A 1,928-nucleotide genomic window follows, 5' to 3' on the forward strand; every position below is an offset into this window, starting at 1 on the left:
GTTCCAGCCGTTCTTGAGCAGCGCCGTGGCAACGCTTTTGCCGATGCCCGTGCCGGCGCCGGTCACGATGGCGGTTTTCTCTGTCATGGCAGTCATCGGCGTCCTCCGGTCATCGCTGCAGCTTGGCATCGCAAATGACGCAGGCGATGGCAAGCCAACTTGTCAGCCATCAGGCCCGACAAAAAGGGCGGTCATTGGCGACCGCCCTGATCTGAACCGGGCTTGGGAGGAGGAAAGGCCGGTCCGACTGCTTAGAATGATGCGCTTCCTCGGTTAACGAGACGTTACCGTGCGCGGCGCCGGCTGTCGCACTCACCAGCGCGGATTGGGCGAGGTTCCGGGCTTTTCGGAAACCGGCACCTTGGCCGCCGACACCGTCGCCTCGACATGGTCGACCAACGCGTCCGGCAGGCCGAGGCGACCGGCGAGCAGGTCGAGATAGCCGCGCTCTGCGCGCGTGTCGGGATCGATGGTAAGGCGCGAGGCCGTATAGAGTTCGAGCTTCTGCGCGTCGGTCTGGGCGCCGGCGACCAGCGTATCCAGGTCGAGCGGGCTCTCCAGTTCCGCCATCAGGAATTGTTCCGCCTCGGTGCCGATGCCGGCGAGTTGCAGCTTGCCGGCAATCTTCTGACGCTCCTCGTCATCGACATGGCCATCGGCCTTCGCCGCCGAGATCATCGCCCGCACCAGTGTCAGGGTGAACTCGTCCTCGCCTTGCGGCGCCTGCGAGGGGTGGAAGGCGGTGTCCTTGGGCGGCGGCAAGAGTTCCGGCTCGCCGGCGGCCGGCGTCTCGGCCGGCGCGTTGCCGGCCTTGTAATTCTGGTACGCCTTGTAGGCGAGACCGCCGATCGCGGCCAGCCCACCGAGCTTGATGGCGGTGCCCGTCACCTGCCGGCCGGTGCCTGTTCCAAGCAGAACCGCGGCCAGCGCGCCGGCGGCGAGCGGATTGTCCTTGGCCATCTGCACGGCCTGACCTGCCTTGTCGCGGACGGTGCCGCCGGTGCCGGGAACCTGCGAGCCGAGCAGATCGTCGAGAAGCTTCTTGGGGTCGAACATCAATGCCTCCAGAATTGGCCCGCGCCGAACATGGACGAGCAGGTTTGGACGTCGCAGACGTAGGTCCCGCATGTCGACATTACAATGACGGGCCAGCGCTTTGATGCGGCTAAGGGGCCCTAGCTCCCGATATGCGGACCCTTGCCTCGCGCGGCGGCCAGTTCGACCTGCCGCTGGCGTTCGGCGTAGCGGGCGCGATCCTCGTCGGAGCGGACCTCGTGGCAATGCGGGCAGGAGATGCCGGGGGCATAGCGCGGCGACAGCCGGTCCTCGACCGTCAGCGGATGCCGGCAGGCGCGGCAGAGCTCCGCCTCGCCCTCGGCAAGGCCATGCGACACCGACACGCGTTCGTCGAAGACGAAGCATTCGCCTTGCCACAGGCTCGCTTCGGCCGGCACCTGCTCCAGATATTTGAGGATGCCGCCCTTCAGGTGGAACACAGCCTCGAAGCCGAGCGATTTCACATAGGCCGTCGCCTTCTCGCAGCGTATGCCGCCGGTGCAGAACATCGCCACCTTGCGCCCTTCGAGTTGGTCGCGATGCCGCTCGACCCAGGCCGGGAATTCGCGAAAGCTCGCGGTCGCCGGATCGACCGCGCCCTTGAAGGTGCCGATTGACACCTCATAGGCATTGCGCGTGTCGATGACGATGGTGTTCTCGTCCGAGATCAGCGTGTTCCAGTCGGCCGGCGCGACATAGGTGCCGGCGCTGCTTGCCGGATCGAGGTCCTCGACGCCCATGGTGACGATCTCGCGCTTCAGCCGCACCTTCATGCGGTGGAACGGCATCTCGGCGGCGGCGCTGTATCTGACCTCGAGGCCGGCCAGGCCTTCGATGAAGTTCAGATGGTCGATCAGCGCGGCGATGTCGGC

At 66.2% G+C, this 1,928-nt stretch carries 2 protein-coding genes and 1 pseudogene; all 3 read right to left on the bottom strand.

The window, feature by feature from the left end:
* Window positions 1–87 (bottom strand): annotated as a pseudogene (locus tag EN742_RS39815) (3-oxoacyl-ACP reductase); the annotation flags it as partial.
* Window positions 88–312: 225 nt separating this feature from the next.
* Window positions 313–1,056: a tellurite resistance TerB family protein gene (locus EN742_RS33510; protein WP_127421257.1), complete on the bottom strand. Its 744-nt coding sequence runs from the start codon at window positions 1,054–1,056 to the stop codon at window positions 313–315.
* A 119-nt stretch (window positions 1,057–1,175) separates the two neighbouring features.
* The coding region (locus EN742_RS33515; RefSeq protein WP_128333801.1) for a rhodanese-related sulfurtransferase at window positions 1,176–1,928 on the bottom strand (753 nt) is incomplete at its 5' end.

The organism is Mesorhizobium sp. M4A.F.Ca.ET.020.02.1.1 (assembly GCF_004022645.1).
Classification (GTDB): domain Bacteria; phylum Pseudomonadota; class Alphaproteobacteria; order Rhizobiales; family Rhizobiaceae; genus Mesorhizobium.